This is a genomic window from Sphingomonas sp. (genome assembly GCF_026460985.1).
Lineage (GTDB): Bacteria > Pseudomonadota > Alphaproteobacteria > Sphingomonadales > Sphingomonadaceae > Sphingomonas.
Genome location: NZ_JAPKNM010000114.1, coordinates 1 through 17,149 on the forward strand (window position 1 = coordinate 1; position 17,149 = coordinate 17,149).

Here is a 17,149-nt window from a genome sequence, read left to right on the forward strand (position 1 = left end):
CCATGGCCTGTGGGACGCCATCGGCCGCATCATCGATCTCTACTCGCCGCAGGAGTGCGCCAATTACTTCGCTAGCGCCGGGTACGATGCAGAATGATCGGAAAACGCTCTAGCAGCCGCTCTTCAGTGGGCAGGAGCGATGCAGGAGGCGCCGCGCCGCTTCTTGCCGGCAGGCCTTGTCGGGCCTGCCGGCTGCGGTGCGCGCTATCGCGTGAAGCGCAGGTTGATGAAGCCGGTGCGGCCGATCACGTCGTAGACGCCGGCCTGCCAGCCTTCGTCGCCGAAATAGGCGCCGCCCGCTTCCGCTCCCGGATAGCGCGGGGGCTGCTTGTTGAAGATGTTGGTGAAGCCGCCGCCGATGGTGAGGTTGGGCCGCAGTTGGTACGACAGGTTGAAGTCGTGATAGGTGACGGACGGCGTCTTGTAAGGGGTGTAGGTTTCCGGCTTGATCGTGACGGTCTGGCGCATCCCCGAGAAATAGCGCGCCGTCCAGCCCGCCCACAGCTTGCCGTTGCTGTACGTGATCGACGTACGGCCCTTCAGCTCGGGGAATCCGAAGACGCCGAAGGTATCGGTGACGGCGTCCGGCTTGTCCGGATCGGGCGTGTACTTGTTCTCGATCAGGCGGGTGAAGATGCTGTTGATGCCGATGCGACCGCTCCCGCTACCGAGATCGAGGTCCGCCAGATCGAAGGAATAATCGACCTCCACGTCCACGCCGCTCGTCCTGCGGCGCGAGAGGTTGATGTTCTGTTTGAGGACGGAGACCAGGTTGTTGGTTGCGGGGTCGCGCACCACCAGGTCGCAATAGGGGTTGTCGAGCGTCGCGCCGTCCATGCACTTGTTGATGATCGTCTGCGGCTCGATCGCCGAGATGACGTCGTTCATCCTGATCTTGTAGTAATCGACCGTGAGCGTGAAATTCTTCAGGAAGCGCGGCTGGAAAACCATGCCCAGCGTCAGCGTTCTGGCGGTTTCTACCTTCAGCTCGGGGTTACCTTGCTTGATGACATCGAGCCACAACCAATAGTCGTTCTTGTTGGCCGGCATGACAGCGGCGCAATTGGCCGCCGTATACTCCGTCCGGTCCGGGCGATTGGGCAGGTTATAATAGTTGCACGGATCGCTGAGCCACTGGCCGCTGATCGACGAGGCCGTGAAGACTTCGCTGATGTTGGGCGCGCGGACGGCCTTTCCGTAGGTGGCCCGGAAACGCAGATCCCGCACCGGTGCCCATTGGGCGCCGTATTTTTCCGCGGTGGTCCTGCCGGCGGTCGAGTAGTCGGCGACGCGGACGGCGCTTTCGAACGACAGACGATGGATCAGGGGCAGGTCCTTCAGGACCGGGACGCTCAGTTCGCCGAAGATTTCGCTGACGTCGATGCGACCCTTTAGCGGGTTTTCGATGATGCCGTAATCGGCCACGAACGCCGGATTGTTGGGATCATATTCGGCGCGTGCACCGATATTATTGGATTCGCTGCGGAATTCACCGCCCAGCGCGATCTGCACTTCGCCGCCCGGCAGATTGAACAGGCCGCCGGTGACATAGCCCGATACCACATATTGCTCTAGCGAGGTCGACGCCTTGCTCGAATCATATTGCAGATAGTCGATGACGTTCTGCGGCACCGGCTTGAACGGGTTGAGCGGCACGCATTTGGGATCGTCGTTCGTGGTATCGGCGTCCGAATTGACCCAGCAGATCGGCGTGCCGCCCGGCCCCATGACGGCGTCGAGCGCGCGCAGATAGCGGTCGTTCGAGGTGTTGTTGCGATCCTGGATCGTCTCCTTGGTCTTGCCGTAGGAGAAATGCGTCGACCATGACCAGTCGTGCCCGCCGATCAGGCCAGGCAGCTCGCCTTCGAAGCCGGTGACCACCTGATACATGTCGCGGCGGTAGTTCGAGCGCGATTTGCCGAATTCGGGATATTGGCGCACGAAGGTCAGGCCGTCGCCGCCAAAGGGCTGGCCGCCATTGGCGGCGATGATCTCCGGCGTGATGAACGGGTTGCCGTCCCACAGCTTGTTGCCGCCGCCTTCGTACCACAGACCGTATTCGCCATGCGAACTGTTGGTCGCATAGTCGACTTCGAGGAAATAGCGGACATTGTCGGTCAGCTGGTAGCCGAAGGTGCCATGGGTGATGAATCGCTCGTTCGGCACCGACAGCAGCCAATTGTCGTAACGGCCGCCGAATTCGGAGCCGCTATTGGTCTCGAGTTGGCCCACGACGGAGTTCTTGGTGAGATCGAGGGTGTTCGGCAGGATGCCGGCCGAGCCGAGCCTCGGCGCGCGCATGGTGCCGTCGTCGTTGAACACATAGGGTTTGGAGCCCAGCAGCACGACCGCGCGCGGCGAGTAGCTGAAGCTGTGACGGTCGTCGAGGATAGTGTTCATGGTGCTGCCCCGCGGGCGGTACCACCAGGGATTGCCATAAGCGGTCGAAGGGCGGTCCTGGCCGGCGACCACGCCATTCGACTGGCCGTAATAGGCGAAGAGAGTGACGTTGGCCTTGCCGTCGGCGAAGTTCTTCCCCCAGAGGAAGTCCGCGTCGTAGCTCGGCATGTCGCCATAGGTCGAATTGCTGTAGCTCAGCTTGGCGTCGAGCCCCTGATAGTCCTTTTTCAGGATGAAGTTGACCACCCCGGCCACGGCGTCGGCGCCATATTGCGCCGAGGCGCCGCCGGTGATGATCTCGACGCGTTCGACAAGGCCATTGGGGATGGTGCTGATGTCGACGCCGGAGGTGCCGGGCGCGCCGGGCACATGGCGGCGGCCATTGATCAGGACCAGGGTCCGCTTGCTGCCGAGACCGCGCAGGTCGAGCAGGTTCAGGCCGGGGTGCCCGGTATCGAGCGAATCCTTGTCGCGGTTGGCGTTCGAGGTCTGGTCGCTCTGGCTGATGACCAGCGCTGGCATCTGATTGACGAGATCGGCGATCTGGCGCGTGCCGGACTTGCGGATGGTTTCCGACGTGATGACCGTGGTCGGCGTCGCGCTGGCCGCTCCTTTGTGGCGGATACGGGTGCCGGTCACCACGATGGCTTCGTCATCGCCGGCTTCGGTTTCGGTTTCGGTTTTCGTTGCGGCTGCGGGAGCATCTTGCCCGGAAGCGGCGGCTACCAGAGCCGGGGTTGCCGTACCTTCCTGCGCCCACGCGGCTGAAGCGCTCACGCTGGCGAGTATCAGGGCAAGCGTGCTTACGCCGACAAACGTCTTCGGATCAGTCATTAGTCCCCCCTTATTGCGATACCTTGATGGTATACGATATACAGGGAGAATATACGTTATACGAAACGTGTCCAGACCTCTTCACATCAGCAACGCCGACGTGCGCGAGGGATGCCACTCGCGCTAGTAATTGACGTAATAATCCTTGGGGAAGGGCTGGCCGCCGAACGCCTTCTTCATCGTCCAGGGCAAAGCGGGCGTGGTCCAGTAGCTGTCGGTCGCCGGCAGGCCGAGCGCGATCAGGCTCTCCGATGCGATATACATGCTTCCGGCGTTCGAATAGATGTCGCCCAGCGTTGCCTGGTGCCCGGCAAAGCCGATCGTCAGATAGCCCTTGTCGTTGAAATTGCTGGGGTTCCGGAAGATCGCGCGCTGCGCGGCGACCGTCGCCGCGCGTACCTGACCCTCAGGCAGCGACTTGGGCAGCCGCTTGCGCCAGGCGAGCAGCCCCAGCGGCTGGAACACCGCGGTGCGATAGGTGAGCGAGCGCCCGATCGGCGCATAGCTGCCGTCGGAGGCGATCAGCCGCTCGAGATGCTCGCCGAAGCGCTGCATCCGCTTGTTCGCCTGGTCCAGCAGCTCGGTCGCGTTGAGGCTGTTGAACTTCGCGCCCGAGGCGGCGAGCACCTCCAATATCTCCACCAGCATCGGATGGATCACGTAGGAGCCATAGTGATCGAAGTGGAAGCGCGGCCCGTCGGCATACCAGCCGTCGCCGACATACCATTCGTTGACCTTGCGGACCGCCAGGTCGATGCGGACGGGATCCCACTGCTCGCCGATCGAGAGCAGGAAGGCCTCGTTCATCGCCGCGAAGAGCAGCCAGTTGGTATAAGGCGGCGAGACGCGGCGCAATCCCTGGATCTCGCCCACCACGCGCTTCCTGGTGGCCGGGTCGAGCGGCTCCCAGAGCTGCTTCGGCGCGCGCAGGAAGGCGTTGGTGAAATAGGCGGAATCGACGAGCGGCTGGCCCTCGCTCCGCCACAGCAGATAGTCGGGGCTGGCCGGATCGACCGAATGGGCATAGCTCGCCACCGCCTGCCGGCGCAGCCTCGCGCGCAGCCGGCCCTCGGGCGTGTCGTCGTCGGGAAGCGCCAGCCAGGGCGCGATGCCCGAGATCAGCCGCCCGAAGCATTCGAGATAAGCGACCTTCGGGTTGCGCCCGTCCCAGGTCGGGCTCAACTCGGGTTCGAACGCGGCCTGGAGCCGCCCCTCGGACATCGGCCCGAGCACCGGCTCGGCCATCTTGGCGAGCAGGCCGAGCATGTAGCCGCGGTCGTCCGCATTGCCGGGGGCAGGGGCGCCGCGGGGCGCGGCGGCCGCCTCGCGGGCGGTGGCGGCGAGGGCGCCCGCGGTCAGGGCGGAGGCGAGAAAGCGGCGGCGTTCCATGGATGTAGTCCTGAGCTGGAGGGCAGTCAGCGCGGCACGTTGAAGTCGAGCGGCGTGTCGGCGGCGTAGCGGTCCCAGGCCGCGCGGGTGCGGAAGCCACCCTGGCCCAGATCCCAGGCGGCGCCCGAATAATAGACGAACGGCTTGCCCGGCGTGACGCGGAGCAGCACGAGGTGATTGTCCGCATCCTGCCGGATCTCGGCGATCATCGCAGGATCGACGCGCACCGCGACGGCCATGCGTCCATGCTGCGGATCGCCGGGTCCCCACCAGGAGAGCAGGCCGCGCGCCCGGTCCACGGTCAGCTCGCCGTCGCTGCCGGTGGGCCGCTTGCCGATGCCGATGCCGACGAGCAGTTCGCCCGGCTTGTCCGACCGGATCGTCGACACCATCCGCGTGAAATGCGTGCCCATCGGCAACGTGAAGCGCCGTGTCTCCCAGACCCTGCGCCCGACATCGACCGGCCAGGGGGCATAGTCGACCCGGAAGTCGGCCGCGTCCGGCCCGTTCTTCAGGATGTGGAAGCTGCGATAGTTGCGCGAGGTCCAGAGCTTGTTGTCGAACCAGATTCCTAGCCCGCCGGTGCCGCGCCCGCCGCCGACATGGTAGAAATCGAGCCCTTCGCCGTGATAGCCGTGCTGGTCGCCGGCACGCAGCTGCCGGTCCATATAGGGCCAGGGCACGTTCTTGCCCCAGCTGTCGATACCCGAACCCGAAGGCGGTTCGGCCGTCTCCAGCGCGCGGCCATAGATGCGGTGCGCGGTGCGGTCATTCTCCCACAGCAGGTCGCCATAGCGATAATCGGCGAGCATCACCGTCGCGCGCGGCGTCTTGTCGGGCGGCGAGGGAAGCGGGCTGGTGACGGGCGGAAGCCGCTCGGCGGTCCTGTCCTGGGCGCCGCTCGGCCCGGCGAGCAGCCCGATGGCGGCCACGGCGCAGAGAAGCGAGGCCGGAATGCCGGTGAGTGATCGCATAAATCCCCTCTTCGCCGGTCATTCGCCGGATCGACTGTTGTCGTGCTTGGTGATAAGCGAGGGTAATCGTCGGAGATAGGTATGACAAGTCGGCGCGGGGTTGGTCTCGCAGAAGTCTCGAACGGAGCGGGGGAGGTGGTCCGGACCGGATCGCTGACCGACGATCTGTTCACCAAGCTCGAGGCGCAGATCCGCTCCGGCGCGCTTCCCGCCGGCGCGCGCCTTCCTTCGCAGAAGGAAATCGCGCTTTCGGAGAATGTCAGCCGCACCGTCGTGCGCGAGGCCGTCGCGCGCCTCGCCGCGCAGGGCCTGACGGTCTCGCGCCAGGGCGCCGGCGTGTTCGTCGCCGAGACCACCGAATATCGCGCGTTCCAGATCACGCGCGGCGAGGTCCAGGAACTCGCCGACGTCATCAAGCTGCTCGAGATGCGCATGGCGGTTGAGACCGAAATGGCCGGGCTCGCGGCGGCGCGCCGCACGACCGCGGACATCGGCGCGATCCAGGATGCGCTGGCCGAAATGGTCGCCGTCGGCGACGATCCGATGGCCGCGGCCAATGCGGACGCCGCCTTCCACCTGGCGATCGCGCGGGCGACGCAGAACGAATATTACGCCCGCTTCGTCGAGTTCCTCGGGCTTCGTCTCGTGCCGTCGCGCACCCTCTATCTGGGCGACAAGCCCGACGAGGCGCACCAGGCCTATGCCGCCAAGGTGCTCGCCGAGCATGAGGCGATCGTCGACGCGATCATCCGCATGGATTCGGCGCGCGCCCGCGAGGCCGCCCGCCAGCACATGCACGAGAGCCTGACGCGCCACTCCACGCTCAGCGCGAGCCTGCGCACCCGCAGGCGCCCCGAAGCCGCCGCGGACTGACCGCGCTTCCAGGCTGCGTCGCCCGGTCGCGCAATCGGCGCAATTTATCGTATCAATTTGACGTTCAACGCCTGCCAGTCGGCAATTCCTCCCCGATTCGCACCCGGAAGCTCTTGGAATCCCAGTCCCAAGTCAGACAATTGACGAAAGTGCCGAAAGTTATCATACAAGATCGGCACGCACGGCTTGCGCCGTGAACGTGAGGGGAGAGGAAAATGGGGAAGAAGCTTCTGGCGTCTGCCGTCTCGGTCGGCGTGCTTGCAATCATTCTCGCTGCGGGTCCTGCCTGGGCGCAGCAGTCCGTCGACGCGGAGAACGCATCGGCCAGCGATACGCGAACCAATAGCGACACGCAGTCGACCGGCGATACGCAGACCGACAGTGCGGACGAGATCGTCGTCACCGGCTTCCGCGGCAGTCTCAACAAGGGGATCGAGCTCAAGCGCGAATCGATCGGCTTCCGCGACTCGATCGTCGCCGAGGACATCGGCAAGTTCCCCGAAGCGAACGTCGCGGACTCGTTGCAGCGCATCCCGGGCGTGATCCTGTCGCGCGACGGCGCCTCGAACGAAGGCCAGCGGATCAGCATTCGCGGCCTCGGCTCCGATTTCACCGTCACGACGATCAACGGCGCGCCCGTCCGCACGACTTCGGCGATGAACGTCGGCGGCTCGAGCCGCGACTTCAACTACGACGTCTTCCCGTCCGAGCTGTTCGGCCGCGTCGACGTGTACAAGACTCCGCTCGCCAATCTCGAGGAGGGCGGCATCGGCGGCAATGTCGATCTGCAAACCCCGCGTCCGTTCGACAATGCAGGCCGGGTGATCCGCTACACGGCGCAGGCCAATTACAACACCCAGTCGAAGGAATGGCGCCCGCGCGGATCGCTGCTGGTCAGCGACACCTGGGGCAATTTCGGCGCGCTGTTCGGCGTCGCCTATGCCAAGAACGTCAACGAGCGTTCGGGCTTCCAGTCGACCGGCGGCGGCACCAGCGGCTACAATTCGTCGGCGCTCGGCCGCCGGCCCTATTATTCCACGCCGGCGAACCCGGTGGCCCCGAACACGAGCGGCCCGTTCCAGTTCGAGCTCAACCTCGACAGCCCGCTCGCCAATTTCGGCAGCCTGACCCGGTCGCAGGTGGAGAACGGCTATCTGCCGCGCTTCTACCGCGTCTTCGCCTCGAACAACGAGCGCGAGCGCCTCGGCTTCGTCGGATCGCTGCAATATAAGAGCGACCGTTTCGAGGCGAGCATCGACGGCATCTACGCGGACCTCCAGGACCAGACCGACGAGTTCACCTTCGGCGTGCCCGTGCGCAACTCGCGGACTGTCGCCGGCACCACCAGTGCGCCGGGCACGGGCAACAATTCGGGCCTGATCCCGCTCGACGTGCATCTCGACCAGTACAACAACCTGTATGGCACGTTCGGGAATTCGAGCATTCTGACGGAGAGCTTCTACCGCGACTCCCACACCAAGTTTAAGTACGGCATCGTCCGCGCGGCCTATGACATCACCGACACGATGAAGCTGTCGGCCCAGGGCAATATCAGCGAAAGCACGGCCGTCTATTCCGAGAACCGTATCGTCTCGAACATCTACGGCATCACGACCACGTTCGATCCCTCGGGCAACATCACCTATCCGACGATCAGCTCGCCGGTCGACTTCACCAACACCGCCAACTACCGCTCGCCCTCGCTCGGCTTCGCCCTCAACCAGGAATTCGACAAGGAGAAGACCGCGCGCGCGGTGCTCGACTGGAAGCCCGTCGACGGCGAGGATCAGATGCTCTCGCTCAAGCTGGGCGGCAGCTATGTGTCGACCACCAAGCGGATCCAGCGGCAGGACGGCAGCAGCATCGCGTCGACCCGGGCGCTTCCGCAGGGCGGCACCTTCGCGACCAACCCGACGGGCGTGTTCGCGAACATGGATCCCTTCGTCCAGTTCGGCGAGTTGGCCAATGGCGGCAACTCGGGATATCCGTCGCAGTTCGCGACCTTCTCGCGCGATTTCGTGATGAACGTGCTCGACGCCAACGCCGCCAACCGCGCAGCGCCCGTCGCGCTCAACCAGGCCTTCACCGCGGAAGAGATCGTCAAGTCGGGGTTCTTCGAGACCAGCTTCAAGATCCCGATCGCCGGGCATCCGCTCCGCGGCAATTTCGGCATCCGTTATTCGGACACGCGCACGGTCATCAACAATTACCAGAGCGCCGGCGCCGGCGTGTTCGCCCCGGCGACGCGCGAGGGCGGATATCAGAACCTGCTTCCGTCGGCGAGCCTGGCGTTCGACATCACGCCGAAGCTGGTGCTGCGCGCATCGGCGGGACAGACGATCACCCGCGCCTCGCTCGCATCGATCGCGGCGGGCACGCGCGTGCCGAACATCTTCAACGCCGAGATCACCGTGGGCAATCCGGACCTGCGTCCACAGCTCGCGACCACCTATGACGCGGCGCTCGAATGGTATTTCGCGCCCGGCGGGCTGCTCAGCGCGGGCGTGTTCCAGAAGAACATCGTCGATCGCCCCTTCTCGCAGATCGACTTCATCCCGTTCAGCCAGACCGGCCTTCCCTCGAGCGCCTTCAACTGCGCGTCGCTGGGGTCTCCGGCTTGCGTGAACGGCGTCATCGATCCCAATTATCTGTTCCGCCGCACGATCACGGTGAACCAGAACGAGCTGAAGCTGAAGGGGCTCGAGCTGGCCTATCAGCAGAACTTCACGTTCCTGCCCAAGCCCTTCGACGGGCTGGGCATCACCAGCAGCTTCACGATCATCGACCAGGAAGGCGACGATTTCGTGCTGCGGAACGGGGACCGCATCGCGATGCAGGGCGTTCCGGACTATACGTACAGCGTCACCGCCTTCTACGAGAAGGGGCCCTTCTCGATCCGCGGCTCCTATAACTACCGCGCCAAAACGGGCCAGAACTCGACCAATACGGGCAACGACCAGGTGCCCTATCTGGCGCCGCAGGGGTTCCTAGACGGTACGGTCAGCTACAAGATCAACGATCTCTTCGAGCTCCGGATCGATGCGCTGAACATCACCAACGAGAATGTCTTCTTCTACTACGAGAACCCAACCCAGCCGGACGGCAACGGCCTGAGCCGTCGCGACAATTCGTTCTTCAACGGTACGACGATCTCCTTCGGTATCCGCGGCAGGTTCTAGCGGCTCCCCCTGAGGGCGCCCGGATCGGCGGGCGCCCTCATTTTCCAAAGGACTGACTGCCTCACCTGCCGAGGATGGGGCCGGCGCGCGATCTGGAGAGTGATACATGAAGCATCTGGCGTTGGCATTGGCCCTGTCGGCCGCGATTCCCGGGATGGCCCTGGCGCAGGGGCGGGAGGCGGCGAAGCCGGCGGCGGCGCTCGAGGCCGCGGTCCGGCTCGCCGACTGGCAGCTCGGCCAGATGCACGGCGGCACCGTGTCGCGCGCCACGGGCGAGACACGGAAGCCCCGCGCCTGGGAGCAGGCGGTGTTCTGGGTCGGCATGACCGCGCTCGCCGATGCCGGCGCCCCACCGCGGATCCGCCGGGCGATCCTCGACATGGGCGCCGCCAACCAATGGTTGCCGGGCGAGAAGCCCTATTTCGCCGACGACCATGTCATCACCCAATCCTATCTCTGGGCGGCCCGAAACGGGGCGGGCGAGGCCGCGCGCGTACCGGCGCGGCACACCTTCGATCGCGTGGTCAACGAGCCCGCGATCGCCTCGCTCGCTTTCTACGTCCCGCCCGAGGGCTATGGCGCGGCCGAATGCCTCAAGCGCTGGTGCTGGTGCGACGCGCTGTTCATGGCGCCGCCGGCCCTGCTCGAGATGTCGCTCCAGACCGGCGACGCGCGCTACCGCGACTTCGCGATGCGCGAATTCTGGGCGACCACCGACTTCCTCTACGATCCGGTCGAGCGCCTCTATTATCGCGACAGCCGCTTCTTCGAGCGGCGTGACGCCAAGGGCCGCAAGGAATTCTGGAGCCGCGGCAACGGCTGGGTGTTCGCGGGCATGGCGCGCGCCATCCCGTTGCTCGACAAGGACAGTGCCGACCGGCACCGGATGGAGGGCCTGTTCCTCCAGATGGCCGCCCGCCTCAAGGCGTTGCAGAAGCCGGATGGCTATTGGGCGCCCTCTCTGCTCGCCCCCGAAGACTCGCCGCCCGAGGCGAGCGGCACGGCCTTCTACACCTATGGCCTCGCCTGGGGGATCAATGCGGGCCTGCTGCCGCGCGCCGAATATGAGCCCGCGGTGCGCCGCGGCTGGGCGGCGCTCCAGCGCGCGATCCAGCCCGACGGGCGGCTCGGCTATGTCCAGCAGGTGAGCGACCGGCCCGAGAAGGTCGAGCCCGGCGACACCCAATATTACGGCGTCGGCGCGTTCCTCCTCGCCGCGACCCAGCTCGCGCAGCTCGACAAGCGCTGATCCGCAGGGGGCACCTTTGTACGAGCGAGTCTATTACGCGACCCATCCGCAGATGATGGCGGGTGCCTCCAATCAGGACCTGCGCGACCGGCATCTCGTCTCCGGCCTGTTCCGGCCAGGCGAGGTCGTGCTGACCTATTCGCATGGCGAGCGCTTCCTCATCGGCGGCGCGGTTCCCGCGGACGGCGTCCTCGCGCTTCCGCACCAGACCGAGCCCGAGAGCGTAGCCGGCCATCCGCTGCTCGAGCGGCGCGAGCTCGGCGTGGTGAACATCGGGAGCGGGGAGGGGATCGTCACCGTCGACGGCGAGGAAGTGCGGCTCGCCCGATATGAGGCGCTCTACGTTCCCATGGGCTCCCGCACGGTGACCTTCGCCGGCGCGGGCGCGCGTTTCTACCTGCTGTCGGTGCCAGCGCATGCCGCCTTTCCGCTCCGCAAGGTGACTGCGGCCGACACCAGCCCGATGCGGAGGGGCAGCCTGGAGACGTCCAACCACCGGACGATCTCGCAGCTGATCCTGCCCCATGTCTGCCAGAGCGCCTCGCTCTGCCTGGGGCTGACGCGGCTCGATCCGGGCAGCGTGTGGAACACGATGCCGCCCCATGTCCACGAGCGCCGGTCGGAGATCTACCTCTATTTCGATCTCGAGGACGACGGCCGCGTGTTCCACTACATGGGTCAGCCGGAGGACCTCCGCCACATCGTCATGCGCAACGAGGAGGCCGTCATCTCGCCGCCCTGGTCGGTGCACATGGGCGCGGGCACCGGCAGCTACAGCTTCATCTGGGCGATGGCGGGCGAGAATCTCGACTATGAGGACATGAACGTGATCGACGTCTGCCAGCTGCGGTGAAGCCTCGCTCGACACGCCACGGCCCTTCCCGAAAAAGAATCCGACATTTTGAACACCCGCCGTTCCGACCGCCTATAAAGGTAAACAAGACGCTAACGTGAGGGCGACGCGGTGATGAACGTGAGTGTGATCAGCTCTGCAGAAATGATCCGAGGCCGGAGCGCCGTCGCTTCCGCGAAGGAGGAGCTTGCCCATTTCGAGATGTGCCCGATGTGCGGCCAAGCCGTCGATCGACGCGACATCTACGCGGTGATGCATCATCTGCCCGTGGGCCACGAGCCGCTGCCTGTCCACTGAGCCGGGCGGATTTCCTGCGAATATCGTCGCGGAGGTGACGGATCTCGTCTTGGATGAGGCGGCGCCGGAAGCCGATACTCCGCTCCAGCCTCGCGGCGCTCGCGCACCAGCAGCGATGGTGACCCCTACGGGAGTTGGAAGTTCTAAGTATGTTATTGATTTATCATGATAAGCCGGGGTCGGGGAATTTCCCACGGCATGATAGATAAGCGCACTTCTCCACGCCCAGGCAACCCGAGCCGCTCAAGGCACGAAAGACGACCTGCGTCCCATCGCGCGCGGTGAAGCTGTACACGCCAGTCGTTGCTGGATTGCCGGTGTAGGTCAGCTCCGCATAGCCACTGGGCGCGGTCTGTTGGAAGGCGACCGGCGAATAGGTCGAATGGAAGCCCTCGCCCAGCCCCGCATAATTGACGCTGACGGCATAGTCGTATTGGCTGGGATAGCAGGCTCCTACTGCCGGCGTCCTGCGCAGCCCAAGCGAAATATCCCAATTGTGCGTGAAGAATCGCCCGAAGCCCTGCAGCGTCGAATCATAGGGATCGCTGTAGGAAAAATTGCGGACCAGGGAGAGGCCGCCATCTCCCTCGGCTCCGATCGAGAGATCGCTATTCTCGAAGCTGGAGCGTCCGCATCTCGACACCGCCGGGGCTGCTGGCAAAGCTCGATTTTACCGGCTGGGGCGGCGCCGGGAGCATCGGGGTGGGCACGCCCTCGTCACAGCCGGGCAGCGCCATCACGACCACGCCGCCATCCTTCTCGGCATCGGTTTGCGCCGATGCCTCCGACGCCGTCAATCCGCCGGCCAGCGCAGCCGCCGCGACCACGACCATCATCGCGTCGCGAGGCACCCTCGTCACGCGCAACAGCGCCGCACCCAACATCGTGCGAAGCATCTTCGACATGTGACCTTACCCCCCGGTATCCCTGAAACCTCGACGTTGGGAGCGCATTGCGGGAAACGCTCCCGCCTCATTCCATGCGGAGATGATTAGCTGCTAGCTGCCGATGCCGACCGAGCGGGATCGCTCGGCGCACTCCGCGAGCATCTCTGTCAACTCGCGGCCCAGCCTCAACGAAGCCGTGCCGAACGTGATCGAGTAAGTGGAGCGATTGCCGGCCGGATCATGGCCGATGCCGGTAGAGACGCCGCTGTTCGGGCCGCCGCTCGTAGTGGATGTCACCAGCCGACCCAACTATAGGTCACGGTCTCTTGCGCACACGCAGGCACCGACACCAGAGCGACACCGAGCGCCGGGAATCCGGCAAGCCAATGTCTCATGATCGTCCCCCTCTCGAAATATGCGGGCGGCCGGCAACCGCCCCGTCAAGCCGGTGTAGATGGATGAATGAGCGCCGGGGTTAGGAGGCCAAACTGAGGATCGCGAACGGCAGGGGCGGGCAGTATAGCTTCATACGGTTCGAACAGCGCTGGGTCGGTCTTCGGGGATCTGTCTTGCTGCTCCTGCGTCTTTACATCATCTCGGAATCCTACGGCAAAAGAAGCATGAATTGCTTCGAGCGGCTGGGTGAGCGATATGTTGATTCTGGCGCGCCGCGAAAGGATGAGGCTTGATCGAGAAGCTCCCTCAAGAGCTCAGGCTTGCGATCGCCTGTTGCCGTTTTCCCTTTGATGAGACGAGCTGCCAAGCAGTTGTGGAAGCTGTGTCGCAAGTGTCAGACTGGCAGGCTTTCGAGCGAGCGGTCAAGAAGCACCGCATCGCCGGGCTCGCCAACATCGCGCTCGCCCAGACGAAAGACGGCGTACCCGCGAAGGTACGCGCAAGCATAGCCGCGCGAGCCCGCGAAGCCGCAGCTTCGGATCTCTTTTTGGCAGCTGAGACGGCTCGTCTGCAGCAGCGCTTCGACGAGGCGGCGATGCCGGCCCTTTTTGTGAAGGGCGCAACCGCAGGCATCCTAGCCTATGGCGGCCTTGGGGTGAAGCAGTCCTGGGATATCGATCTGCTGACCACGCCCGAATGCTTGCTCGCGGCGATCGATCTTCTGGCGTGCGATGGGTACGAGCTCGTGGTGCCGGCTGGATTGACGGGCGATGCACTTCGTCGGTTTGCAATATTCTTCCACGAGGCGCAGCTTCGCGACGGCCGGGGAGTCACCGTCGAGTTGCATTGGCGCTTGTTCAGCAAGCTGCAGATTATGTCGGGTGTGACTGCCCTGTCCGAATGTCAGGAGGTCTGGATCGGCGGTCGGATGGTCCGGACGCTCGCCGATGAATTGCTGATCCCCTATCTGATCGGCCACGGGCAGGAGCATGGTTGGAGCAGGCTGAAATGGTTGGCCGACCTTAACGCGTTGTTGTTGGGTCGGAGCGCGGAGGAGTTCGAGAGAGTGATTCGGCAGGGGGACGCGATGGGGATCGGGCCGAGTACATCCGCTGCACTGATTCTGTGCGAGGAGCTGTTCGGTCTGCAGCTGCCGCCCGATCTCTCGTCGAGGTTGCGGCGGCACCGATCGGTCGAGTATCTCGTCCGGGTGAACCTCGCGTGCATCGCGTACCCGTTGGGAGGAAGCGACATGCCCGTCTTCTCGCGGACTCAATTGGCGTTGTTCGCTTCGCGACTGCGCGTTGCGGCGGGTTGGCGCAGCCTCTTCGACGAACTTCGCGCACTCTGGACCCAACCGGTGGTGCGGGCTCGCTATCCCGCCCATCTGGACTTCGGTTATCATTTGCTGCGCGCTCCCATCTTCTTTCTGCAGATCCCGTCGAAGTTGCGCCATATGCGGCGGGCTCGCTGAGGCTGGCCGTGTGCGGCAAATGGAGTGAGATGATCGGCGGAGAGCGTCCGCTCGTTCCGGTTGCAACCGTGGAATTCCGTTCATGAGACGCGACGCCGCTCGGTTGCGCGAGTTTGCGACCGACCTGCTCCGGGCTGACGGGTCCTGCGGCGCGCCTCCGCTTCTGCTCGCCCTTGCCGGGGCGATCCTGGAGGGTGCTGGCCTCATCTTGCTCGTGCCTATCATCGCCGTGCTCGGCGCCGAATCGACCGTCACCCAGACACCTGCGGTAGGAATCACCGCCGATCTCCTGAACTATCTGCCCCTCGGCAAGCCCGCCCGGCTGAGCGTGCTGCTGGTGCTATTCGGTGCGCTCATGCTGCTGCGCTCGATCATCATCGTCGCGCGCGACGTGAGCTTCGCTCGGTTGACCGGTGCCTTTCTGGAACGGACGCGTGCGCAGGTGCTCGACCGGATCGTGGGCGTTGGCTGGAACAGGCTCGCCGGCCTCCAGCACGGCCGCGTATCGCACCTGCTCAGCGCCGATTTTCAGGCGTGCGCGCTTGCCGGCACTTCCCTTATCGGCCTTTGTATTTCCGGCATCCTGCTCGCGATGCTGCTCGTCGTCGCCTTCACCCTCTCTCCTTTGCTGGCGGCGACGGCTCTGCTGTCCCTGCTGGCGCTGATCGGTGTCCTGTATCCCACGCTTGCCTTGGCGCGAAGCAGCGGGGCCGAGCTCGTCGAGGTCGGCGTGAAGCTGACCAGCGATCTTGGGCAATTCCTGGGAGGGCTCAAACTCGTTCTAGGGAACAATCTGGGGAAGGCGGTTCTCGCCCATATCGCGGATCTGCAGCGCGAGCAGACGCGGCTGTCAGTCTCGTTCGCGAGGCAACAAAGCAGGACCCATGCCGCAATACTCCTGTCGGGAGGGGCGATCGGAGCCGTTGCGCTGCTCGTCGGCGGATTGGTGTTGAACGTGCCCGCACCGCAGCTGATGGCGACGCTCGTCATCCTCGCTCGGCTCGGAGGGCCTGCGCTGCAATTCCAGCGCAGCCTCCAATTGCTGCTCTACGCTCTTCCAACCTATGAACGGGTCAAAGCGCTCAAGGAAGAACTCTGGTCTCCCACGACTGCGACGGCCATCCCGGCGGAGGGGCTCCCAGAGGGAGGCATCGAGTTGGATCGAGTGACGTATCTACATGCGGAGACGGAAGAGGCGGCGGGCGGCGTTCGAGATCTGAACCTTGTCCTCCGGCCCGGGACCGCCGTTGCGATCGTGGGTTCCTCCGGCGCAGGCAAGACCACGCTGGCTGATCTGCTTGGGGGCTTGATCATGCCGCAAAGCGGATCGATCCGGGTCGGCGGGGTCGTGCTAACAGCGCCCAACCTTGAGCATTGGCGGAGTGCGATCTCCTATGTTCCGCAGGATTCCTTCCTTCTGAACGATACGATCCGCAACAACCTGCTCTGGGGAAGCCCTGGGGCCAGCGACGAAGAGCTGCGCATCATCTTGGAGATCGCGGCCGCGGATGCGCTCGTCGAAGCACGGCCAGGCGGACTCGATGCGTCCGTGGGGGAACGCGGCATCCTCCTTTCGGGCGGTGAGCGGCAACGCGTCGCGCTGGCGCGCGCATTGCTTCGGCGCCCGCGCCTCATCATCTTGGACGAAGCGACCAATGCGTTGGATCCGGTCACCGAAGAGCGGATCCTTGCCAGGCTCGTGGCGCTGCCGAACCGACCGACCATCATCGCGATATCGCACCGCACTGCCGCCCTGGAGGTGTTCGACGCAGTCTATCGCATCGAGCGAGGACGGCTGACCTGATGCCCCGCCGATGCGTTCTCGGCAGGAAAACAGGCGAGGAGCGCGTAGTCCGAGGCGTTTTCGCAGCCTACTACAGCAATATCACCGGCACGGACCCAAACATGTGCCGAGAGCGCGCCGTCGGTTTCCAAGGCGGCGCCGTAGAACAATGTTGAATCTATTCCTCGCCGTCGCAACATCCACTGCGCGGCGAGACCGCGCTCGAAGCACTTGGTTCGAAAAGGCAGGCGTCTCGTGGCTGCGTCCAGTGCGCGCCGGATCTCGCCTATGAACCGTTCGTCAGCGCAGAACGTCATTAGGCCGGCTCGCCCACTTGCCAAGCGGGCCAGGCGGGGAAACCGAAGGACTGCAATCGCGGTTGCTGCCACCGTCAGGAACAAGGCGGCTTCGATCACCAACCGCCACGGTCGTCGCTTCAATCCCTCTGGTTCAACACTCTTGCAGTTCACACCTTGTGCCTCTTGGATATGGCGAGGATCCCGTACATCACGACGCCAAGGCTATGGCCGTGTCATTGGTTGCGCAATGGGGCTCCCTGAG

General features: G+C 64.6%; 14 protein-coding genes. 7 read left to right on the plus strand and 7 right to left on the minus strand.

What is annotated here, in order from left to right:
• Positions 1-204: 204 nt before the first annotated feature.
• The 3 genes from MT490_RS18555 to MT490_RS18565 form a co-directional block, all read right to left on the minus strand.
• On the minus strand, positions 205-3,039 hold the full coding sequence (locus MT490_RS18555) for a TonB-dependent receptor (RefSeq protein ID WP_297391011.1): 2,835 nt from the start codon (positions 3,037-3,039) through the stop codon (positions 205-207).
• 318 nt (positions 3,040-3,357) lie between these two features.
• Complete coding sequence (locus MT490_RS18560) at positions 3,358-4,623, minus strand: DUF2264 domain-containing protein (RefSeq protein ID WP_297391013.1); 1,266 nt, start codon at positions 4,621-4,623, stop codon at positions 3,358-3,360.
• Positions 4,624-4,649: 26 nt separating this feature from the next.
• A complete protein-coding gene (locus tag MT490_RS18565; RefSeq protein WP_297391015.1) occupies positions 4,650-5,597 on the minus strand; it encodes a DUF4861 family protein in 948 nt (315 codons plus the stop codon).
• A 135-nt stretch (positions 5,598-5,732) separates the two neighbouring features.
• Between MT490_RS18565 and MT490_RS18570 the strand changes: the two genes are divergently transcribed.
• From MT490_RS18570 to MT490_RS18590, 5 genes are all read left to right on the plus strand, one after another.
• Complete coding sequence (locus MT490_RS18570; protein ID WP_297391017.1) at positions 5,733-6,470, plus strand: FadR/GntR family transcriptional regulator; 738 nt, start codon at positions 5,733-5,735, stop codon at positions 6,468-6,470.
• Between the two features lie 215 nt (positions 6,471-6,685).
• Entirely contained in the window at positions 6,686-9,649 is a 2,964-nt protein-coding gene (locus tag MT490_RS18575) for a TonB-dependent receptor (RefSeq protein WP_297391019.1), read from the plus strand.
• Positions 9,650-9,755: 106 nt separating this feature from the next.
• The gene (locus MT490_RS18580) at positions 9,756-10,898 is read left to right on the plus strand and encodes a glycoside hydrolase family 88 protein (protein ID WP_297391021.1); all 1,143 of its coding nucleotides are present in this window, start codon (positions 9,756-9,758) and stop codon (positions 10,896-10,898) included.
• Positions 10,899-10,914: 16 nt separating this feature from the next.
• On the plus strand, positions 10,915-11,751 hold the full coding sequence (gene kduI, locus MT490_RS18585) for a 5-dehydro-4-deoxy-D-glucuronate isomerase (RefSeq protein ID WP_297391023.1): 837 nt from the start codon (positions 10,915-10,917) through the stop codon (positions 11,749-11,751).
• Positions 11,752-11,865: 114 nt separating this feature from the next.
• The gene (locus MT490_RS18590) at positions 11,866-12,048 is read left to right on the plus strand and encodes a hypothetical protein (RefSeq protein ID WP_297391025.1); all 183 of its coding nucleotides are present in this window, start codon (positions 11,866-11,868) and stop codon (positions 12,046-12,048) included.
• Between the two features lie 163 nt (positions 12,049-12,211).
• On the opposite strand, the gene MT490_RS18595 is transcribed toward MT490_RS18590, so the two are convergent.
• The 3 genes from MT490_RS18595 to MT490_RS18605 all read right to left on the minus strand — a co-directional run bounded on the left by MT490_RS18595 (position 12,212) and on the right by MT490_RS18605 (position 13,232).
• Positions 12,212-12,691: a hypothetical protein gene (locus MT490_RS18595; RefSeq protein ID WP_297391027.1), complete on the minus strand. Its 480-nt coding sequence runs from the start codon at positions 12,689-12,691 to the stop codon at positions 12,212-12,214.
• Positions 12,657-12,953: a hypothetical protein gene (locus tag MT490_RS18600; RefSeq protein WP_297391029.1), complete on the minus strand. Its 297-nt coding sequence runs from the start codon at positions 12,951-12,953 to the stop codon at positions 12,657-12,659. Before MT490_RS18600 ends, MT490_RS18595 begins: the two co-directional genes overlap by 35 nt.
• Before the next feature lie 93 nt (positions 12,954-13,046).
• Positions 13,047-13,232: a hypothetical protein gene (locus MT490_RS18605; protein ID WP_297391031.1), complete on the minus strand. Its 186-nt coding sequence runs from the start codon at positions 13,230-13,232 to the stop codon at positions 13,047-13,049.
• Between the two features lie 388 nt (positions 13,233-13,620).
• Here MT490_RS18605 and MT490_RS18610 point away from each other — a divergent pair, with 388 nt between their 5' ends.
• Together MT490_RS18610 and MT490_RS18615 are read left to right on the plus strand one after the other, a co-directional pair.
• Positions 13,621-14,805: a nucleotidyltransferase family protein gene (locus MT490_RS18610; RefSeq protein WP_297391033.1), complete on the plus strand. Its 1,185-nt coding sequence runs from the start codon at positions 13,621-13,623 to the stop codon at positions 14,803-14,805.
• 82 nt (positions 14,806-14,887) lie between these two features.
• Positions 14,888-16,609 carry an ABC transporter ATP-binding protein gene (locus tag MT490_RS18615; RefSeq protein WP_297391035.1) on the plus strand — a complete coding sequence of 574 codons (1,722 nt, stop codon included), beginning with the start codon at positions 14,888-14,890 and terminating at the stop codon, positions 16,607-16,609.
• On the opposite strand, the gene MT490_RS20370 is transcribed toward MT490_RS18615, so the two are convergent.
• Positions 16,579-17,058: a lasso peptide biosynthesis B2 protein gene (locus MT490_RS20370; protein WP_363321767.1), complete on the minus strand. Its 480-nt coding sequence runs from the start codon at positions 17,056-17,058 to the stop codon at positions 16,579-16,581. The genes MT490_RS18615 and MT490_RS20370 overlap by 31 nt on opposite strands.
• Between the last annotated feature and the right edge of the window lie 91 nt (positions 17,059-17,149).

Excerpts from the sequence above, each read along its gene's own strand:
- MT490_RS18590 (WP_297391025.1), top strand. The coding sequence starts at position 11,866 with ATGAACGTGAGTGTGATCAGCTCTGCAGAAATGATCCGAGGCCGGAGC.
- MT490_RS18600 (WP_297391029.1), bottom strand. The coding sequence starts at position 12,953 with ATGTCGAAGATGCTTCGCACGATGTTGGGTGCGGCGCTGTTGCGCGTG.
- MT490_RS18615 (WP_297391035.1), top strand. The coding sequence starts at position 14,888 with ATGAGACGCGACGCCGCTCGGTTGCGCGAGTTTGCGACCGACCTGCTC.
- MT490_RS18560 (WP_297391013.1), bottom strand. The coding sequence starts at position 4,623 with ATGGAACGCCGCCGCTTTCTCGCCTCCGCCCTGACCGCGGGCGCCCTC.
- MT490_RS18575 (WP_297391019.1), top strand. The coding sequence starts at position 6,686 with ATGGGGAAGAAGCTTCTGGCGTCTGCCGTCTCGGTCGGCGTGCTTGCA.
- MT490_RS18580 (WP_297391021.1), top strand. The coding sequence starts at position 9,756 with ATGAAGCATCTGGCGTTGGCATTGGCCCTGTCGGCCGCGATTCCCGGG.
- MT490_RS18565 (WP_297391015.1), bottom strand. The coding sequence starts at position 5,597 with ATGCGATCACTCACCGGCATTCCGGCCTCGCTTCTCTGCGCCGTGGCC.